Genomic DNA, 18,392 nt, shown 5'->3' with positions numbered 1-18,392 from the left:
CGACCTGCCATGTTGGTGTGCGTGTGTGCGAGCCTTTTTTTCAGCGCACCGGCCCATGCATTTGATCCGCAGGAAAGCGCAGAGCCGAGCGGTGAGCGAAAAGCCTGGACGACATTCAGATTTGGTTTTTCTGCCTATAAAAGCGGTCGCAAGGATGAAGCTTTCAAAGCCTATAGTGACGCAGCCAAAGACGGTCACATTGGAGCACGCTGGAAGCTCGCCAAAATGTATGCAGCCGGTGACGGTGTTGAAGAAAACGATTTTGAAGCCTTTCAGATATTGCGCGGTATTGTGAAAGAAGGTGCCGAGCAGGGCAGCCGTGATTCCTCCTTTGTGGCGGATGCTTTAGTATCAATCGGCGGATATGTTCAGCGCGGTATTGCAGGATCGCCTGTTAAGGCGGACCCTGCGGCAGCGCGTGATATTTACTGGCAGGCGGCAGCCAATTTTAAAGATGCCGATGCGCAGTTCGAACTTGGAAAAATGTTTTTGAGCGGAGAAGGCGGCGCTGTCGATCACCGTCAAGCCGGTCGCTGGTTCAATCTTTCCGCAAGCAAAGGTCATGCAGGTTCGCAAGCGATGCTTGGGAAAATGATGTTTGATGCAGGCAAGACCGTTGAAGGCCTAGGATTAATGACGACTGCTCTGCATAATGCAGAAGAAGCCGATAGGGGCTGGATACGCGCCATGCAGGAAGAAGCTTTTGCTGTTTCGTCTGAAGCGGACCGACGCACCGGCATTTCTTACGGAGAGAGTTTGGCACGTAATTAAACGTGGTGAATTTGGATTATTCTCAACAATGAAGCCAATGTCGACGATGAGTACGGGCACCAAATTAAAAGTGCTACAGGCTGTCGTGGCTGCGATATTCACGCTTGTTGTTAGCGTTTTCTATCCCATCGGCGATGCCGGATTCATTATCTTTATTGTGCCTGTTATGTTTTTCGCCGCCTATTTGTGGGCGGGCATTATATTCTTCTTTGTAGACTTGATCTGGAAGCTTGTCGCCAAACCGGAAGAGCGGTTATTTGCAGTCGCCATGCTCGTATCAAGTGTTTTTATCACCGCAATGCTGGCTGCTGCCTATTGGCTGATCAAGGATAGTCTGGGCGTAGGGGCTACGATTATCTATACGATTGGTGCTTATGGCATATTTTCAATTGTTCGCTGGTTCCGGCGCCATACGGCAAGCTATTACGCGGCTTTAGAAGCCGAGCGGAATGATGCAAAAGCAACTGAAATTGAGCCACAACAGGGCGAAACTTCTAACTAAGACGGGCAGGTGCCGAAGTAGACGGCTTTTCAAGAGAGCCCAAAGGACATTCTTGTTCTAAAAATTTCCACGATGTGTTGTTTAAAACCCGGCTGCATGTCGCAAGAACATTGCCTGTCGGCAGATTTAAGCAAACCGTTATTCCTTCCGGCACGGACATTTCTTTGAACCGGCAGGTGCACTCTTTTCCTGCATATGATGTGACTGGAAAAAGAGCGGTAAAACCAGCTGCGATGAGCAGCGCTTTTGTCGATGATAGTCTGTATTTCATTGAAATACCCTCCCACCTTATAGTGGAAGGGTCTCATAGAAAACCAAATCGCGCAAGCAATACCAAATAGTGGTTGATATAGACCTTTATTCTTCGTCCTTGCGGGCAAACGGATTGAGTGCCGGTATCGAGCGATTTTGCCGCGGTGAACGCTCTGTATTTGAAGCGTTTTTCCTGTTGCGATCATTTTGCTCCGCCGCTTTGAGTGCGCCGATCGTGTTCATAAAATGGGTGCTGTCCTGCATATCGGCCAGAACCAGATTGCCATGTGCGGCTGCCGTGCTGATCGTATCAAGACGGTTGGTATCCATCAGCAAATGCAGGGCTTCCTGCTCATTAAGGCCGGAATCTGTGAGGGTTTTCATCGCCGCTTCCATGCCGACAGCGATTGCTTTTCGCATATTGGCTATGCCTTCACCCTGTAGCTTTTTGGATTCGCTTTCAGCTTGGGCAACACCGACAAGCTCAATGCGCTTTGCATCGGCAATGTTTTGCGCGGCCTCTTTTTCCCGCTCGGACGCAATCACACGGTTAAAAGCATCGCGCACCTCAACACTTGGCTGGGGTTCGTCAATCAATACATTTTCAATGGAGTAGCCGTATCGGATGAAACGCTCCTGCAAAGCTTCCTGCACCTGCGCTTCGATAGCATCGCGGTTTTGATAAAGGTCAATCATTGTCATGCCGGACGCTGACTGGCGGACATTGTTAAGGACGTAGCTTGTGATCTGCTGTTCAGGGTCTTCCAATTCATAATAGGCGCGCACGGCGCCTTCAGGCTCCGAACTGGCGCGGTACTGCGCTTTGACGGGAAGCAACATAAAGGCGTTGTCGGACGTTTTGACGGACACATCCGCCGAAATTTCCTGAAGCTGCAAATTGACCTGAGATACGATTATATCAATCGGCCAAGGCAGTTTGAAAGTCAGGCCGGACATTTTGGCGCGTGCAAGGGGGCGGCCGAAGCGCTCAATAATGCTGGCACGCTTACCGGGCGTGATAACGATAATGCTCCAGATGAGCAGAACCAAGAATATCAGGCCGGCAGGCATTAAAAACAGTGTCAGTTCGCTCATATCTTTATCCTCAAGAAGTAACCCTTCCTATTGAAGTGGTGATAGGCTGTATAAGTTTCAACTTTGACAATGTTTTACATCAAGCCAGTGCCTCGCCGGTAAAATACCCGCCGATATAGGCGGATAGATAGACTGCAATGACAATGACCGTGAGAAGTGTACCACGCGAAGGGCTGCGTGTTTGCATTAAATGAAGCCAGATACCGATAGGAAAAAAGAAGAGCGAGGCAATGATTGCAAAGCCTCTCGGGCGCTTTTGAGGAAAGCTGGCAGCATCCAGATAGAGCCAGTAAATGACCAGAACGGACATAATAATGGTGTAGAGCAACAAATATTGCTCGATAAGCTGCGGTCTATAGCCGTCGAGAAGTCCGGCCAGAAAAATCACAACCGAATAACGCTGGCAAGGCGGTCCTGCTTGCGCCAGCCGTTCATTAGAAATTGAGTTCGGCCGCGACTGGCACGTGATCGGAAGGTTTTTCCCAAGCGCGGACATATTTTTCGACATCCACACTGACCAGCTTGTTTGCCGCTTCCGGCGACAACATTAAGTGGTCGATACGTATCCCATTGTTTTTTTGCCAGGCGCCGGCCTGATAATCCCAGAAAGTATAGGTTTCAGAAGCGTCGGTCACTGCGCGCAGCGCATCCGTAAAGCCTAAATTGGCCAAACGGCGAAATGCAGAGCGGCTTTCGGGCCTAAAGAGTGCATCGCCCTCCCAAACCTTTGGATCATGGCAGTCAACAGGCATAGGTATGACATTATAATCACCGGCCAGAATAAGCGGTTCTTCCAGTTCCAAGCGTTCTTGTGCCCATGCTTCCAGGCGCTCCATCCAGCCAAGTTTGTACGGAAATTTAACCGAGTCAGCGGAAACAGGATTACCGTTTGGCAAATAAAGTGAAACAACCCTCAACGCGCCATGCTTTGTTGAAACGACACATTCTATAAAGCGTGCCTGTTCGTCAGCGTCATCGCCGGGCAGGCCGCGATTGACTTCATCGAATGGAAGGCGTGACAGGATCGCGACGCCATTGAAGCCTTTTTGGCCGTGGGTCACGAGATTATATCCAAGCGATTCGAATTCTTCGCGCGGGAAGTTTTCGTCTACCGATTTGATTTCCTGAAGGCAGGCAATGTCGGGCTTTGACTGCTCAAGCCAGTCTTTGGCTGTTTGCAGCCGTGCTTTAACGCCGTTGATATTCCATGTCGCGATTTTCATCAGACACTAAAGCTCGTTCCGCAACCGCAGGAGGCGACAGCATTCGGGTTCTTTATCTGGAAACTTTGTCCGACAAGATCATCAACAAAATCAATGACTGACCCGCCCATATAGACCAGCGACAGCTCATCGATGAGGATGGTTGTGCCGTCTTTTTCATAGGCAATATCATCGTCATTGCGCTCTGAAGTCAGGTCAAACTTGTATGAGAACCCCGAACAGCCGCCGCCCTCAACAGAAACGCGTAGCGCATTGTTTTCGGTTTCATCTTTAAGCACCTTGGCAACGCGCGCGAACGCGGCATCGGTTATTTGAACTTGTTTTGATGGCTCGTGGGCGGTCATGATTTGCTCCATTCTTATCCTATAGGTATGGACGCGGAGGGCTGTGGTCAATATGTAAGACTAAACATGTGTGGGGCATGAATAAGGACAGGTTCCGGTGGTGCAGTTCGACGATATAGGTTTTGGCGGCGGTTCGCGTGCGTCTTTTGCAAGCAATCCTGAAAAATCCAAAGGAAGACTGGTCGCCGAACGCGAAAGCCCGACACGTACTGCCTTTCAGCGCGACCGTGACAGAATTGTCCACTCAACCGCATTTCGCCGGTTGAAGCACAAGACACAGGTGTTTTTTAGCCATGAAGACGACCATTACAGAACGCGGCTGACGCATACGATCGAGGTAGCTCAAATTGCACGGGCTTTGGCGCGGGCGTTCCGCCTGGATGAAGATCTGGCCGAAGCAATCGCGCTGGTTCATGATTTCGGTCATACGCCTTTCGGGCATACCGGCGAGGATGTCTTGGGCGAACTCATGGCCGAGTATGGCGGGTTTGATCACAATGCCCACGCGCTCAAGGTTGTGACAGAATTAGAGCACCGTTATGCGGAATTCGACGGCCTGAACCTGACTTGGGAAAGTCTGGAAGGGCTTGTGAAGCATAATGGCCCATTGCTTGACGAAAGCGGAAAACCTTTCGGTGACAAGCCGTTGCCGCGGGCGATAGAAACATACAATCAAAAAAATGATCTAAAACTGGCAAATTATGCCAGTCTGGAAGCGCAAGTCGCGGCGATTGCCGATGACATAGCCTATAACACGCATGATATTGACGATGGTTTGCGTGCCGGACTGCTTTCCTTTGATCTTTTAAAAGAAGTTGAATTGGTTGGCGAACAGCTTGCCATTGTCGATAGGCTCTATCCCGATCTTGATCAAACACGCCGGGGCCACGAAACCACACGCCGCGTCATGACGGCAATGGTTGAGGATGTGATCCACATGACGGGAGAAAATCTCCGATTGCTCAACCCTCAATCGGTGGATGATATCTATAATGTCGGACAAACCATCGTGTCTTTCTCGTCTGTGATGAACACACGCGAAAAAGAGCTCAAGCGCTTTATGTTCGCCAATATGTACCGCCATGAGAATGTTTTGCGGGTTCGCGCTCAAGCCGAAGACATTATTCGCGATCTTTTTGACCGCTATATGCAAACGCCTTCTGAAATGCGGGGGGAATGGGCTGACCGCGTAACAAAACTTGATCGGCAATCACTTGCATACCGCGTATCGGACTTTCTGGCGGGTATGACAGACAATTTTGCCCATGCAGAACATTGCCGCTTGTTTGACCAAACGCCCGAATTGCGGTAGCAGCGCCCACACACAGTAAACGCATATGCGTCTCACAATTTCAGGAATGTTGACATGAATATCTTTTCCGCGTTTCGCGACCGGGTGATTGCTGCTGTTGAAGGCCTCCAGTTGGAGACCCGAGATGGCGGACCGCTTGAAACAGCACGTGTCAATGTAGAGCCGCCGCGCGATCCTTCTCACGGCGATATTGCCACCAATGCGGCAATGGTTATTGCCAAGCAGGTTGGTGAAAACCCGCGCGCGCTTGCGGAAAAAATTGTGAGCATTTTAGATCAAGATGCTGATATCGTTGAAACATCGATTGCCGGTCCCGGCTTTGTGAATTTGCGCATTTCCAACGAATTCTGGCTGAATCAGCTTAAATTGATGGCCGATGAAAGCGCGCAATATGGCCGCTCCAATGTTGGCGGCGGCAAAAAAGTCAATGTCGAGTTCGTATCTGCCAACCCGACAGGCCCGATGCATGTGGGACATTGCCGCGGCGCGGTTATCGGTGACACGCTTGCCAATTTGATGAAATTTGCCGGGTTTGATGTTGTAAAAGAATATTACATCAATGATGCCGGCGTGCAGATTGATGTGCTGGCCCGTTCTGTCATGTTACGCTACCGCGAGGCTTTGGGCGAAGCGATTGGCGATATGCCTGAGGGGCTGTATCCTGGCGATTATCTTGTACCGCTGGGCGAGGCTTTGGCCGAACAATATGGCGAAACGCTTAAAGAAAAAAGCGAAGAAGATGCGCTTGCCATTATCAAGGATGCAGCCATCGATGCCATGATGAAGTTGATCCGTGAGGATCTGGCGGCGCTGAATGTGCATCATGATGTGTTCTTCTCCGAGCGCACCGTTCATGAAGATAATGCGACAAAAATCAAAGCTGCATTGAACGATTTGACGCTGAAGGGTCATGTTTATCGCGGCACACTGCCGCCGCCGAAGGGGCAGCTACCGGAAGATTGGGAAGACCGCGAGCAGGTATTGTTCAGATCAACTGAAGTGGGTGATGATATTGACCGGCCGCTTGTGAAGTCGGACGGGTCTTATACCTACTTTGCCGCTGATGTTGCTTATTTCGTTGATAAGTTCGAGCGCGGCTTTGAAGAAATGATCTTCGTGCTTGGCGCTGATCATGGCGGCTATGTCAAGCGGATGGAAGCATTGGCGCGCGCTGTTTCTGATGACAGTGTCGAGCTTACCGTACTGCTTTGCCAGCTTGTGAAGCTGCTGCGCAATGGCGAGCCTGTGAAAATGTCCAAACGGGCAGGGCAGTTTGTCACTTTGCGTGATGTCGTCGATGAGGTTGGCCGCGATCCCGTGCGGTTTATGATGGTTTACCGCAAAAGTTCCGAGCCGCTTGATTTTGACTTTGCCAAAGTGACAGAGCAGTCAAAAGATAATCCGGTGTTTTATGTGCAATATGCTTCAGCACGGTGTTATTCGGTATTCAGGCAGGCGCAAGAGCAGATTCCGGGCATTTCCGCTGACCTGGAATTGCTGCATATGCTGGATGACGAGAGCGAAATTGCGCTTGTTCGCAAACTGGCCGAGTTCCCGCGTATCGTTGAAGCTGCGGCTATGGCACAGGAACCCCACCGTATTGCTTTCTATCTTTACGAGCTTGCCAATAGTTTCCATGGACATTGGAACAAAGGTAACGATAATGAGCACTTACGGTTTGTTAAGGTTAACAATCCACAATTGACCTCTGCCAGACTTGGCTTGGTGCAGGGCGTTTTGAACGTGCTGCGCTCTGGTCTTGAAATATTGGGCGTGGACGCACCGGAAGAAATGCGGTGATTTAGGCCACTTTTTGCCCATATTACGCTGGTATTGCGCAATTTAAGTGGAAACTTCCACGGGTAAAGAGTTTGGGTGACCGCAATGACAGATGCAGCAACGCGAAGCGTTTCACAGGATGAAACGAACGAAGCGGATATCAGGAGCGATGATCCGCTCTTTGAATTGTCGCGCATTATGGGGATTGATGATGAGCAGCCTCAACCGGATTCTGCTCAGATCGATCCACAGATTGACCTTGAAGACGCGCTACTGGCTGAATTAAGCGTCGAACACTACGAAGATAATGCGGAAGAAGCGCAGGTTGAAGAAAGCCCTGAGGCTGCGCACGAGCCTGTTGCGCCTGAGCCGGTTGAAGCTGCTCACGCTGCGCCAACGGCCATGTCGCTTGAAGATGAGCTGACAGCGATGTTGGGCGGCGATGTTTCTGTCGGTACGGAACTGCCGGACTATGCGGAACAAGTGTCTGAAGAACTTGCTGCCACGTCAGAAAAACCTGTTCTGGCAACGCACGAATTTGAAAATGCAACGCCGGACGTCAACTATTCTGAAAATATGGATGATGAACTGGAGGCGGTTCAGCTTCATACAGCTATTCAGCCTGAAGAGCCTGCTATCTATGAAAATCGTGCTGAAAATGTTGAGCCATCAGGTGAAGTTGCCGACCAATATCCTGAAGAGGAAGTTCCTTCACAAGATTATGCTGCGCCGGAAAGCGCTGCTTTGATGGAAGACAATGCGCTTGAAGATGAGTTTTCGGCGTTCTTTGAGGATGATTTGGCTGTGTCGGATTCTTCTGCAGAAGCCGCAGCCGATCAACAACCAGAGCAAACAGAAGAAGATTACGAACAGCCCTTGCCGCTGTCGTCTTCAGTCGATCAGGATATCGAACAGTTTGACAATGAAATCAAAAATATCTTTTCAGAACAGGCTGATGAGCCGGTAGAGGCGTCTGCTTCGACAGGAATGCCTGTGCTGGAAACCACAGATATGTCCGCGTTCAATGATAATGGTCCTGTCGCCATAGATGTGCCGGATTTGCCGGATGTCGACGCGGAATTTTCTGATAATTTCGAAGACGAGCTGAATATCGATTTTGATGAGGTCTCTCTTGAAGATGATGATAGCTGGTCCGGCGCTGCCGCACCTGTTGCTGCGACCGCTGCAACCACGGCTGCGGCAACTGCGACATCAGCTTTGTCGCGCCGCGCCGGCGAAACTGCCATGGCGAACGATGATGAAGCATTCGATGAAACGCGCTTTGAGGCCGAACTCGCACGAGATATCGAATTCGTGAGCCATGATATCAGTAGTTCAGGTGATGCCAATGTTTCCTTGAGCGAAGACAATGAAGGCTATAACAATGAAGCTGTAGGCGGTGCCGGTTATGATCAGCCGAGAACCGTTAAGCGCGGTCTTGTGGTTGCCGCTATTCTTGGCTGTGTCGCCATTGTTGGCGCCATCGGCATTTTTGCGCTTTCAGGTGGTGGAGCAGGCACTTCTGACGGGCCAGTATTGGTAAAAGCCAGTTCCGAGCCTGTTAAAGTTGCGCCGGAAAATCCGGGCGGCAAGGAAGTACCTAATCAGGACCGTGCTGTGTTCAGTGAATCAGCCGGTGTGCCTGCGCAGGAAGAGCTGGTCTCCACGTCTGAAGAGCCAGTTGATATTGCCGCCGTACCGGAAAATGCACTGCCAAGCAGTTTGAATGGTGAAGACTTGCAAAAAGGTGAAGACAGACTTGCGCCCTCTGCAACAGATTCTTCTTCTAACGAGGCTGCGCCATTTGTGGTTGCGCCGCGAAAAGTACGCACTCTCGTTGTCCGGCCGGATGGTACGCTGGTCGAGCGCGAGGCTGTGCCAACACCGGAGCCGATTGAGCCGCAATCAACGAGCGCTGCCGAAGAGGTTGCGTCTGTAGAGCCGGAACAGCTTGGCGGTGTGCCTGTTGCTGAAACAGTAAATGTTGAAAGCAGTGAAACGGCCAGCGAGCCGGTTGCAACAGCTGCCGCGACATCTGATGAAACGTCAGCGCCGGAAGCTTCTGAAGCTACTCCAGCCTTACCAACGCGCACGGTTCAAACAAAAACGATTTCGCCGACGCAAATTGCTGAACGGCCAAAGGACCAGCCGGTTAATATCGTCAATCAGGAGCAAACCCAGGTTGCCTCCGCGCCTGCACCGACTGTTGCCACGGAAGCGCCATCGACGCCATTTTCAGTGCAAATGGCATCACTGCCGTCAGAAGCGGATGCACAGCAGTCTGCGCGCGCGCTTACAAACCGGTTCGGCAATGTCCTTGGCGGGCGCAGCCTTGTGATCCGCAGAGCCGAGATTGAAGGCAAAGGTACTTATTACCGCGTTCGCGTTGGCGCAGACAGCCGCGCAGAGGCCAATACGCTTTGCGGGCAAATCAAATCTGCTGGCGGAAGTTGTTTCGTAACACGCTGATCATCACACTTTTTCGGGCGGCCAATGTGCCGCCCATATATTTTGTAAAATCGAAGGGATTACCATGACCGATGCAAAGGCCATGATTGTTGGTTGTGCAACAACTGCATTTACCGATGAAGAAATTGCAATGATGAAAGAGCATAAGCCTTGGGGGCTTATCCTGTTTGCGCGCAATATCGGTACTGCTGACGAGATACGCGCAATAACTGCACATTTCAGACAGATTGTTGGCCGCGACAATGCACCGGTATTCATTGATCAGGAAGGTGGAAGGGTTCAGCGCATCAAGGCGCCGATCACGCAAAACTACCCTTCCGGTGCGGTCTTGGGCGAAATATACAAAAAAGACAAAGACGAAGGCATGCGCGTGGCACATATGATGTCCAAACTACATGCCGCTGACCTTTTGCCGCTTGGCATCAATGCGGACTGTTTGCCTGTTCTGGATGTACCGATCGAAGGCGCGCATGATGTCATTGGAAACCGCGCTTATGGCCATACGCCGCAGGCTGTTGCGGATATGGGGCTGGCTGCGGCAAAAGGATTGCTTGGAGGCGGTGTTCTGCCTGTAATCAAACATATTCCTGGCCATGGCCGCGCACTGGTTGACAGTCATAAAGATCTGCCGGTTGTCGATACGAGCCTTGAAGATCTTAGCGCACATGATTTCGAGCCGTTTAAGCAGCTTAAAGATATGCCAATGGCCATGACCGCGCATGTTATTTACACAGCGCTGGACGCCAAAGCACCGGCAACGACATCAAAACATGTGATAGACACTATAATTCGCGGTGAAATTGGATTTGACGGCCTTTTGATGACCGATGATCTGTCTATGCATGCACTTTCTGGGGATTTCTGTGATAGAGCGCAAGCATCCTTTGCAGCGGGCTGCGATGTTGTACTACATTGCAATGGCGCTATGCACGAGATGTTGCCGGTTTACGAGGTCGCGCCTACATTATCAGGTAGGTCTTTGGAACGGGCCAATGCCGCAACAGATTTGCTGAAAGCGTCACAAAAAGCTGCTGAAGAAACGGTAGTTCTGCGTGAAGAATTCAATGCGCTGGTGAGCGCTTACGCCTAATCATGCTCACTGGCTTGATGCGCTTTTTACGAAGCGTTGAAGGAAAGTGGCTGCATGGCACAGCAAGGTGCAAAAAAAACGGCTGAAGGTTCGCGTAATGCCAAGAACGGCAAAGCGGTGCCGATGGATGCTGTTTGGCAGGATAATGGCCCAGAACGCCTTACCAATGAAGAAGCTTTGGTGGTCGATGTTGACGGGTTTGAAGGTCCGATGGACCTTTTGCTGCATCTTGCGCGCAATCAGAAAGTGGATTTGACGCAGATTTCTGTGCTTGAACTGGTGCGGCAATATCTGAACTTTATCGAGCGGGCCAAGAAAATACGCATCGAACTTGCCGCAGACTATCTGGTTATGGCGGCATGGCTCGCTTTCCTGAAATCAAAGCTGCTTATTCCCAAGCCGGCCAGCGATGACGAACCGACCGGTGAAGAAATGGCTGCAATCTTGCAATACCGGTTGCAGCGCCTTGAGGCGATGCGTGACGCGGCTTCCAAGCTGGTCAATCGCAACAGGCTTGGCCGCGATGTGTTTGCCCGCGGTATGCCGGAGACAGTCGTTCTGGAAAAGCGTACGGAATTTTCCGCGTCTCTTTATGATCTACTTGCCGCTTATGCCGGCGGTCGCCAGCGCCACGCCATGAATGACGATTATGCCATCGAACGCCGCCCTGTATGGTCGCTGAAGGATGCGCGCACAATATTGCAGCGTTTAATCGGGAATATGAGCGATTGGACCGCGCTGGACAGCTTCTTTATTGCCTATATTCCGACCGCAAAAGAGCGGCGCACGGCGATTGCGAGCGGATTTGCCGCCAGCCTGGAACTTGCGCGCGAAGGTGTTCTGGACATACGTCAGGACAAGCATTTTGCGCCGATTTATCTGCGTGATACGACTGCTGCCAAGGATAGCACTGCCGAGGCTGCCATATGATGGATAATATGAACGAGAGCTCAAAACCGTACATCATGGAAGATCAAAACGCCGATGAAGATTCGGCTGAGGGACATGTAACTGATTTCGCAACCAAAGAAGCGATGCGCATGGCCGAAGCTTTGGTTTTTGCATCGGCGCAACCTGTCACTGAAAAAGCTTTATCAGACCGGTTGCCAGATGGTGTGAATGTGCCAAATGTCATGAAAGCGCTTGCCGAGTCTTATGAAACACGGGGCGTTAATCTGGTGCGTGTCGACAATGCATGGGCATTCCGCACGGCCGGAGATCTTTCGTTTCTTATGCAACGCGAACAGGTGCAGCAACGCAAATTGTCGCGTGCTGCGCTCGAAGTTTTGGCGATTATTGCTTATCATCAGCCGGTTACACGGGCCGAAATGGAAGAAATTCGCGGTGTGGAAACCTCAAAAGGCACACTTGATGTGCTTTTGGAGACAGGCTGGATCAAATTGCGCGGAAGGCGCAAAACGCCGGGTCGCCCTGTAACATATGGTACAACCCTTGAGTTTATGGATCATTTCGGACTTGGCGAAATACGTGATTTGCCGGGCATGGAAGAGCTAAAGGCGGCAGGGCTTTTGTCTGCGCGTATGCCTGCGGGCTTCTCTGTGCCTATGCCAAGCATTGATCCTGATGCCTTGACTGATGAGGAAGAGGAACTGGGTGATATTGACCTAGAAGAACTCGGGCTGTTAACGCCGATGGCGCAAGATGATTGATCAAGTTTGATTGACATGGCAGGGCTTTTTAAGGCTATAAGCTGACCTTAAGCCTCAACTTCTCCAACCTGCAAGATAATGAACGGCAAATAATGGCTCCGGCGACTTCTCAAAATGCTGCCCGTACGGGTGTATCATTTGCTGCCGAGCTTATGTTTCGCGATTTGCATCTGCATTATGGCGACAAGCATATTTTGCAAGGCATTGATCTGCATATTCAGCCTGGAGAGGTGATCTGCCTCCTGGGACCGTCCGGTTCCGGCAAAACGTCGCTGCTTCGCGTTGCAGCCGGTCTTGAACCTCAAACATCTGGCATTGTATTTATGAACGGGCGCGAAATTGCCAGCGAGAAGGTTTTTCTGCCGCCTGAGAAGCGTTCCATCGGATTGATGTTTCAGGATTTTGCGCTTTTTCCGCATATGACCATATTGGACAATGTCCGCTTTGGTCTGACGACGATGTCGAAAGTGATGTCCAAACAGGAAGCGCTGAACGCGATCCGGCGTGTCGGGCTTGAACACCATGTAAATTCTTACCCTGATGTACTATCCGGCGGCGAACAGCAGCGGGCTGCGCTGGCCCGTGCTTTGGCGCCGCGCCCGTCGGTTATGCTGATGGATGAACCGTTTTCCGGTCTGGATACACGGCTGAAAGATTCCATACGCGCAGAAACACTCGCAATTTTGCGTGAAACACGGGCGACAACCATCGTTGTGACCCATGATGCGGAAGAAGCGATGCGGATGGGGGACCGTATCGCACTGCTCAATGACGGCAAGATCGTTCAGGTGGGAACATCGGGCGAAATGTACCGTGCGCCGCGTGATTTGTTTGTGGCGAGTTTTTTTGCAGAACTGAATGTATTTGATGGCGTGGTCAATAATGGCGTGGCTGACACCCCGCTTGGTGTTCTACCCGTTGCCGATAATGGGCCGGCGCGGAATGTGAAAATTGCCGTGCGGACGACAGGTATTGAGGTCAGCGCCGCTAAAAAAGAAGACACAGGTGTGCTGGGCCGCGTGACGGCCAGACGCTTTTTAGGTGATTTCGAACAGCTTAGTCTAGCGGTGTCAGGGGTTGATGAACCGCTACGCGCGCGCATTCGTGCAGACGAATTGCCATATGATGCTAAAGACGTAGTTATAAAAGTGCGAAATAACGACATTATGCTGTTTGAAACTACCGACGATAACGCTTAAATAATTTGTAAGATTACGTCTGGCAGTTTAATGCCAGTATAGAAAATTTTGGGAGATTAAGTCATGGGTATTACAGGTTGGTGGCAGTGGGTCATCGTTTTGGTGATTGTGTTGTTGCTGTTCGGCCGCGGCAAAATCCCTGAATTGATGGGTGATGTTGCGAAAGGCATTAAAAGCTTCAAAAAAGGCATGGCCGATGAAGCGGATGATGCGAAAAACGCCGCTGAAGATTCTGCGAAAACCGTTGAGCATAAAGCTGAAGACGGCGTCGAAGCCGTTAAAACGACTTCGAAAAAAAGCTAATTGCTTCAACCTTAAATCTGCAAAGCTTAAGATATGCTGCCTGATTTTGGCTGGACCGAATTACTGCTTATTGCCATCGTTCTGATCGTTGTGGTTGGACCGAAGGATTTGCCGCGTGTATTGCGCGGCTTTTCAAAAACATTAGGCAGCGCGCGCAAAATGGCCGGTGATTTTCGCAAGCAATTCGATGATGCTTTATCGGAAGCGGAACTTGATGAGCTTAAAACGCTCGCCAGTGATGTGCGCGGCATGGACCCACGCAGCAAGATCAAAGATGCGCTGAACCCGCTCAGCGAGGTTGGGCGTGATATCAATGATGAGCTTAAAGGTGTGGCAAAATCAGTCGATGACGCCGCACAGGCAGATATTGAAGGCACAAAAGCTGTCAATGCGCAGATTAACCGTGCTGATACAAAGGTGACTGAAAATGCTGCTGCTGAAGTAGAGGCTCCGGCTAAAAAAGCATCAGCCAAAAAAGCGCCCGCCAAAAAGGCTCCGGCAAAAAAATCGACTGTTGCAAAGTCGACGGCCGCTAAGAAACCGGTTGCCAAGCCAAAAGCTGCAACAGCAGCGAAAAGTGCGCCTACGAAAACGGCAAAACGCAAAACCACAGCCAAGAAGACAGCAGCCAAACCATCTACGCCGAAGGGTGAAGCGTGAGCGATAAATCTTTGAAAGATCAGATTGATGAGTCCGCCGCGCCGCTTATCGAGCATTTAAAAGAGCTTCGAACACGGCTGCTTTATGCCATTGCCGCATTTTTTGTTGGCTTTATTCTTTGCTTCTCTTTTGCCACGCAAATTTTTAATTTTCTCGTTGTGCCGTATACGATCGCCGCAAGCTGGCTTGATATGGATATGGATAAAATCCGCTTCGTTTACACAGCGCCGCAAGAGTTCTTCTTTACACAAATCAAGATCGCAGCCTTTGGCTCGCTGGTTCTGGCGTTTCCGGTTATCGCAACGCAAATTTATCGTTTTGTCGCACCGGGGCTCTATTCGAATGAAAAATCGGCATTTCTGCCATTTCTCATCGCAACGCCTGTTTTGTTTCTGATCGGTGCTGCGCTGGTTTATTTCCTGATTATCCCGATGGCGATGTGGTTCTTCCTTTCGCTGGAACAACCGGCAAGCGCGGGGCAGGTGGCGATTGAGAACCTGCCGAAAGTGTCAGAATATCTGTCATTGATTATGACACTGATTTTTGCCTTTGGCTTGGTGTTCCAGTTGCCGGTGGCCATGACGCTTCTTGGCAAGGCAGGCATTATCTCGTCGGCAGCTCTTATCGATAAACGCAAATATGCGATTGTGCTGGCATTTATCGCGGCTGCAATTTTAACGCCGCCGGACCCGCTAACCCAGTTGGGCTTGGCTATCCCGACCTTGCTGCTTTATGAGTTGTCCATCTATCTTGTCAAAAGAGTGGAGCGTGATCGCCCTTCCTATGACGATGATGATGAAGAAGACGGGCTTGGCGATACTCCGGCTTCGCTGGAAGAAAAATCCTAACTGCCTAAGCAATCACCAGTGGAATTGCTCTGACCACTTGACCCTTTCGTCTATTTACGCGATTGACGAGGCAAATTCTGGCGCGTTCTCTTTCGCGCAATAAAGGTAAGATTATGCTTGATATTCGTTGGATTCGTGAAAACCCCGAAGCGCTGGACGCTGGACTTGGCAAACGCGGTGTGGAGCCGCAATCTGCGGCTTTGATTGCTCTGGATGAAGAACGCCGCACGCATATTGCCAAAGTGCAGGAGGCGCAATCACGGCGCAATTCAGCTTCCAAGGAAATCGGAGCGGCCATGGGGCAGGGCGATACGGAAAAGGCCGAAGCGCTGAAAGCAGAAGTCGGTGAGCTAAAAGGCTTTTTGCAAAATGCTGAAGATGTTGAGCGTGAGCTCAATGCAAAGCTCAATGACGCGCTTTCTGTGCTGCCAAACATACCGCTTGATGATGTGCCGCTCGGGGAAGATGAAAACGATAATGTAGAGCTTCGCAAAGTCGGCGGCTTGCCGGATTTTTCATTCACGCCGAAAGAGCATTTCGAACTTGGTGAAGCACTTGGCATGATGGACTTTGAAACGGCGGCCAAACTGTCCGGGTCAAGGTTCACCTTGCTTTCCGGCGGTTTGGCGCGTCTGGAACGGGCACTTGGCCAGTTCATGTTGGACATGCATACAGGCGAACACGGATATACGGAAGTCAATCCGCCGCTCATGGTGCGCGACGAAGCGATGTATGGTACCGGTCAGTTGCCGAAATTTACCGAAGATTTGTATCAGACCACAGAGGGACATTGGCTTATTCCAACCGCTGAAGTGTCGCTGACCAATATCGTCAGCGGTGATATTGTTGATGCTGAAACGCTGCCACGCCGCTATACGGCGTTGACGCCGTGTTTTCGTTCTGAAGCGGGTTCGGCGGGCCGTGATACAAAGGGCTATCTGCGCCAGCACCAGTTTTATAAAGTTGAAATGGTGTCGATTACCGATGAAGACAGCTCAAATGCTGAACTGGACCGCATGACCAAGTGCGCCGAGACTGTGCTTGAAAAACTCGGTCTGCCGTTTCGCACAATGGTGCTTTGTACCGGCGATATGGGTTTTGGTGCGCGTAAAACGCATGACATTGAAGTCTGGTTGCCGGGGCAGAACACTTACCGTGAAATCTCGTCCTGTTCGACTTGCGGTGATTTTCAGGGCCGCCGCATGAATGCACGTTATCGCGCGAAAGATGAAAAGCAGACGAAGTTCGTTCACAGTCTTAACGGGTCCGGCGTTGCGCTTGGCCGCGCATTGATTGCAGTGATGGAAAACTATCAAAATGAAGATGGCTCCATTCGTGTGCCTGATGTGCTCAAGCCTTATATGGGTGGCTTGGATGTCATCAGCGCATGAGAATTCTGATCACCAATGATGATGGTGTGAATGCGCCGGGAATTGCGGTTCTCGAGCGCATTGCACGCCAGCTAAGCGATGATGTCTGGATCGTTGCACCGGAAACCGATCAATCCGGTGTTGGGCACAGCGTGTCAATGAGCGAGCCTTTTCGCCTGCGCAAAATTTCTAACAAGCATTATACGATTAATGGCACGCCGGCTGACTGTATCATTATGGGCGTTCGTCATGTGTTGGATAAAGCACCGGACCTGATTTTGTCCGGTGTGAATGCGGGTCACAATATTGCGCAATATGTGACTTATTCCGGCACGGTCGGCGGGGCGCTGGAAGGCACAATCATGGGGATCCGCTCCATCGCGCTCAGCCAGCACTATAATTACGAGCAGGACACACGAACGGTGCCCTGGGATGTGGTTGAAGCGCATGCGCCAGCGGTGTTGAAAAAGCTTATTCAGGCGGACATGCCGAAAGATACTTTGCTCAATCTGAACTTTCCAAGCTGCAATGTCGGTGATGTTAAAGGCACGCGCATTACAGAGCAGGGGCGGATTGAACACGGTCTGACCATGACCGAGCGCAATGATGCGCGCGGCAAGCAATATTTCTGGTTGGGTTTTTTCCCGACCGATGCCGAAATCAACCCGAACTCAGATTTTAGTGCTATCAATGATGGCTATATTTCGGTTACGCCGCTTAAACTTGATTTAACCGCGCGTGAAGTAAAACAGTCACTTGAAAATTTGCTGAGTGAAAGTTGACTTTAAACGATGAATACCAGCCCGATTGACCGCGAAGGTTTTGCCGCTTTTCTTTTGCGCATGCGTGCGACCGGACTGGATAACCGCAAGTTGATCAGTGCATTTGAAGCAACACCAAGGCGCAATTTTTTGCGCAGTGAATTTCACGGTGCTGCGTGGTCAAAAGGGTCAATTCCGATTGATTGCGGCGAAACGATCGAGAGCGTGGATTTTCAGGCACGTGTAATCAATGCCCTCGATATTCAGGCCGACAGCCGCGTTTTAGAGATTGGAACAGGTTCCGGTTACACGGCGGCGGTGATGGCAAGGCTTGCCAAACGTGTCTACACGATTGAGCGCTATAAGACTTTACACGATGCCGCACTTGCCCAACTTACCGCTCAACAGCTTGCCAATGTTGTAGCTTTGCATGGCGACGGCTCCCGCGGAGTGTCCGATGGGCCGTTTGACCGCATTGTTGTCTGGGCTGCATTTGATGCCATACCAAGGCAGTTTATTGAGCAGCTTGTGTCATCGGGCGTTCTGATATGCGCCATAGGTGCTGCGGATGAACCACAGGAACTCGTTCATATGACAAAAGTCGGCAGCCGGTATGAGCGTCAGGATTTGGGCAATGTGCGGATGCAAATGTTGAATCCGCGCATGCCGAAAAAATTATAGCGCTCTATTTTTAGACACAATTTCGAAAATTTAACCGTCGAGTAACATTAACAGAGTCTAATA

At 50.8% G+C, this 18,392-nt stretch carries 20 protein-coding genes; 15 read left to right on the top strand and 5 right to left on the bottom strand.

Annotated features, from left to right (window positions below; genetic code table 11):
- Positions 1-9: 9 nt before the first annotated feature.
- Both SU32_RS08010 and SU32_RS08005 read left to right on the top strand, forming a co-directional pair.
- A complete protein-coding gene (locus tag SU32_RS08010; protein WP_211097714.1) occupies positions 10-771 on the top strand; it encodes a tetratricopeptide repeat protein in 762 nt (253 codons plus the stop codon).
- 37 nt (positions 772-808) lie between these two features.
- Positions 809-1,273: a hypothetical protein gene (locus SU32_RS08005; protein ID WP_144421074.1), complete on the top strand. Its 465-nt coding sequence runs from the start codon at positions 809-811 to the stop codon at positions 1,271-1,273.
- Here SU32_RS08005 and SU32_RS08000 read toward each other — a convergent pair.
- The 5 genes from SU32_RS08000 to erpA all read right to left on the bottom strand — a co-directional run bounded on the left by SU32_RS08000 (position 1,266) and on the right by erpA (position 4,187).
- Positions 1,266-1,544, bottom strand: a complete 279-nt coding sequence (locus SU32_RS08000; protein WP_053998822.1) for a hypothetical protein — start codon at positions 1,542-1,544, stop codon at positions 1,266-1,268. The genes SU32_RS08005 and SU32_RS08000 overlap by 8 nt on opposite strands.
- A gap of 86 nt (positions 1,545-1,630) precedes the next feature.
- Positions 1,631-2,620 carry an SPFH domain-containing protein gene (locus SU32_RS07995; protein WP_053998821.1) on the bottom strand — a complete coding sequence of 330 codons (990 nt, stop codon included), beginning with the start codon at positions 2,618-2,620 and terminating at the stop codon, positions 1,631-1,633.
- Positions 2,621-2,699: 79 nt separating this feature from the next.
- Positions 2,700-3,116, bottom strand: a complete 417-nt coding sequence (locus tag SU32_RS07990) for a DNA cytosine methyltransferase (RefSeq protein WP_144421073.1) — start codon at positions 3,114-3,116, stop codon at positions 2,700-2,702.
- Positions 3,055-3,843, bottom strand: coding sequence for an exodeoxyribonuclease III (gene xth / locus SU32_RS07985; protein ID WP_053998819.1), 789 nt, complete (start codon positions 3,841-3,843; stop codon positions 3,055-3,057). Before xth ends, SU32_RS07990 begins: the two co-directional genes overlap by 62 nt.
- The gene (gene erpA / locus SU32_RS07980) at positions 3,843-4,187 is read right to left on the bottom strand and encodes an iron-sulfur cluster insertion protein ErpA (protein WP_053998818.1); all 345 of its coding nucleotides are present in this window, start codon (positions 4,185-4,187) and stop codon (positions 3,843-3,845) included. The genes xth and erpA overlap by 1 nt, the downstream gene beginning before the upstream one ends.
- A 100-nt stretch (positions 4,188-4,287) precedes the next feature.
- Here erpA and SU32_RS07975 point away from each other — a divergent pair, with 100 nt between their 5' ends.
- From SU32_RS07975 to SU32_RS07915, 13 genes are all read left to right on the top strand, one after another.
- The gene (locus tag SU32_RS07975; protein ID WP_201454901.1) at positions 4,288-5,499 is read left to right on the top strand and encodes a deoxyguanosinetriphosphate triphosphohydrolase; all 1,212 of its coding nucleotides are present in this window, start codon (positions 4,288-4,290) and stop codon (positions 5,497-5,499) included.
- A gap of 54 nt (positions 5,500-5,553) precedes the next feature.
- A complete protein-coding gene (argS, locus tag SU32_RS07970) occupies positions 5,554-7,299 on the top strand; it encodes an arginine--tRNA ligase (RefSeq protein WP_053998816.1) in 1,746 nt (581 codons plus the stop codon).
- 84 nt (positions 7,300-7,383) lie between these two features.
- Positions 7,384-9,747 carry an SPOR domain-containing protein gene (locus SU32_RS07965; RefSeq protein ID WP_053998815.1) on the top strand — a complete coding sequence of 788 codons (2,364 nt, stop codon included), beginning with the start codon at positions 7,384-7,386 and terminating at the stop codon, positions 9,745-9,747.
- Between the two features lie 64 nt (positions 9,748-9,811).
- Positions 9,812-10,837 carry a beta-N-acetylhexosaminidase gene (gene nagZ / locus SU32_RS07960; protein ID WP_053998814.1) on the top strand — a complete coding sequence of 342 codons (1,026 nt, stop codon included), beginning with the start codon at positions 9,812-9,814 and terminating at the stop codon, positions 10,835-10,837.
- A gap of 54 nt (positions 10,838-10,891) precedes the next feature.
- Positions 10,892-11,767, top strand: a complete 876-nt coding sequence (locus tag SU32_RS07955) for a segregation and condensation protein A (RefSeq protein ID WP_144421072.1) — start codon at positions 10,892-10,894, stop codon at positions 11,765-11,767.
- On the top strand, positions 11,764-12,507 hold the full coding sequence (gene scpB, locus SU32_RS07950; protein ID WP_053998813.1) for an SMC-Scp complex subunit ScpB: 744 nt from the start codon (positions 11,764-11,766) through the stop codon (positions 12,505-12,507). The genes SU32_RS07955 and scpB overlap by 4 nt, the downstream gene beginning before the upstream one ends.
- A 92-nt stretch (positions 12,508-12,599) precedes the next feature.
- Positions 12,600-13,706 (top strand): ABC transporter ATP-binding protein, encoded by a 1,107-nt coding sequence (locus SU32_RS07945; protein WP_053998812.1) that lies wholly within the window; start codon positions 12,600-12,602, stop codon positions 13,704-13,706.
- A 63-nt stretch (positions 13,707-13,769) separates the two neighbouring features.
- Complete coding sequence (locus tag SU32_RS07940) at positions 13,770-14,009, top strand: twin-arginine translocase TatA/TatE family subunit (RefSeq protein ID WP_053998811.1); 240 nt, start codon at positions 13,770-13,772, stop codon at positions 14,007-14,009.
- Between the two features lie 33 nt (positions 14,010-14,042).
- Entirely contained in the window at positions 14,043-14,669 is a 627-nt protein-coding gene (tatB, locus tag SU32_RS07935) for a Sec-independent protein translocase protein TatB (protein WP_082376560.1), read from the top strand.
- The gene (gene tatC, locus SU32_RS07930) at positions 14,666-15,517 is read left to right on the top strand and encodes a twin-arginine translocase subunit TatC (RefSeq protein ID WP_082376559.1); all 852 of its coding nucleotides are present in this window, start codon (positions 14,666-14,668) and stop codon (positions 15,515-15,517) included. Before tatB ends, tatC begins: the two co-directional genes overlap by 4 nt.
- Before the next feature lie 113 nt (positions 15,518-15,630).
- On the top strand, positions 15,631-16,908 hold the full coding sequence (serS, locus tag SU32_RS07925) for a serine--tRNA ligase (RefSeq protein ID WP_053998810.1): 1,278 nt from the start codon (positions 15,631-15,633) through the stop codon (positions 16,906-16,908).
- Positions 16,905-17,669 (top strand): 5'/3'-nucleotidase SurE, encoded by a 765-nt coding sequence (gene surE / locus SU32_RS07920; protein ID WP_053998809.1) that lies wholly within the window; start codon positions 16,905-16,907, stop codon positions 17,667-17,669. Before serS ends, surE begins: the two co-directional genes overlap by 4 nt.
- 9 nt (positions 17,670-17,678) lie before the next feature.
- The gene (locus SU32_RS07915) at positions 17,679-18,329 is read left to right on the top strand and encodes a protein-L-isoaspartate(D-aspartate) O-methyltransferase (protein ID WP_053998808.1); all 651 of its coding nucleotides are present in this window, start codon (positions 17,679-17,681) and stop codon (positions 18,327-18,329) included.
- The last annotated feature ends 63 nt before the right edge of the window (positions 18,330-18,392 follow it).

It is taken from the genome of Ahrensia marina, assembly GCF_001293565.1.
GTDB classification, from domain to species: domain Bacteria; phylum Pseudomonadota; class Alphaproteobacteria; order Rhizobiales; family Rhizobiaceae; genus Ahrensia; species Ahrensia marina.
This window is presented reverse-complemented; position numbering and strand designations above follow the sequence as displayed.

Excerpts from the sequence above, each read along its gene's own strand:
- scpB (WP_053998813.1), top strand. The coding sequence starts at position 11,764 with ATGATGGATAATATGAACGAGAGCTCAAAACCGTACATCATGGAAGAT.
- SU32_RS08000 (WP_053998822.1), bottom strand. The coding sequence starts at position 1,544 with ATGAAATACAGACTATCATCGACAAAAGCGCTGCTCATCGCAGCTGGT.
- SU32_RS07965 (WP_053998815.1), top strand. The coding sequence starts at position 7,384 with ATGACAGATGCAGCAACGCGAAGCGTTTCACAGGATGAAACGAACGAA.
- argS (WP_053998816.1), top strand. The coding sequence starts at position 5,554 with ATGAATATCTTTTCCGCGTTTCGCGACCGGGTGATTGCTGCTGTTGAA.
- surE (WP_053998809.1), top strand. The coding sequence starts at position 16,905 with ATGAGAATTCTGATCACCAATGATGATGGTGTGAATGCGCCGGGAATT.
- SU32_RS07955 (WP_144421072.1), top strand. The coding sequence starts at position 10,892 with ATGGCACAGCAAGGTGCAAAAAAAACGGCTGAAGGTTCGCGTAATGCC.
- SU32_RS07940 (WP_053998811.1), top strand. The coding sequence starts at position 13,770 with ATGGGTATTACAGGTTGGTGGCAGTGGGTCATCGTTTTGGTGATTGTG.
- SU32_RS07990 (WP_144421073.1), bottom strand. The coding sequence starts at position 3,116 with ATGTCCGCGCTTGGGAAAAACCTTCCGATCACGTGCCAGTCGCGGCCG.
- nagZ (WP_053998814.1), top strand. The coding sequence starts at position 9,812 with ATGACCGATGCAAAGGCCATGATTGTTGGTTGTGCAACAACTGCATTT.
- SU32_RS08010 (WP_211097714.1), top strand. The coding sequence starts at position 10 with ATGTTGGTGTGCGTGTGTGCGAGCCTTTTTTTCAGCGCACCGGCCCAT.
- serS (WP_053998810.1), top strand. The coding sequence starts at position 15,631 with ATGCTTGATATTCGTTGGATTCGTGAAAACCCCGAAGCGCTGGACGCT.
- tatB (WP_082376560.1), top strand. The coding sequence starts at position 14,043 with ATGCTGCCTGATTTTGGCTGGACCGAATTACTGCTTATTGCCATCGTT.
- erpA (WP_053998818.1), bottom strand. The coding sequence starts at position 4,187 with ATGACCGCCCACGAGCCATCAAAACAAGTTCAAATAACCGATGCCGCG.
- xth (WP_053998819.1), bottom strand. The coding sequence starts at position 3,843 with ATGAAAATCGCGACATGGAATATCAACGGCGTTAAAGCACGGCTGCAA.
- SU32_RS07945 (WP_053998812.1), top strand. The coding sequence starts at position 12,600 with ATGGCTCCGGCGACTTCTCAAAATGCTGCCCGTACGGGTGTATCATTT.
- SU32_RS07995 (WP_053998821.1), bottom strand. The coding sequence starts at position 2,620 with ATGAGCGAACTGACACTGTTTTTAATGCCTGCCGGCCTGATATTCTTG.
- SU32_RS08005 (WP_144421074.1), top strand. The coding sequence starts at position 809 with ATGTCGACGATGAGTACGGGCACCAAATTAAAAGTGCTACAGGCTGTC.
- SU32_RS07915 (WP_053998808.1), top strand. The coding sequence starts at position 17,679 with ATGAATACCAGCCCGATTGACCGCGAAGGTTTTGCCGCTTTTCTTTTG.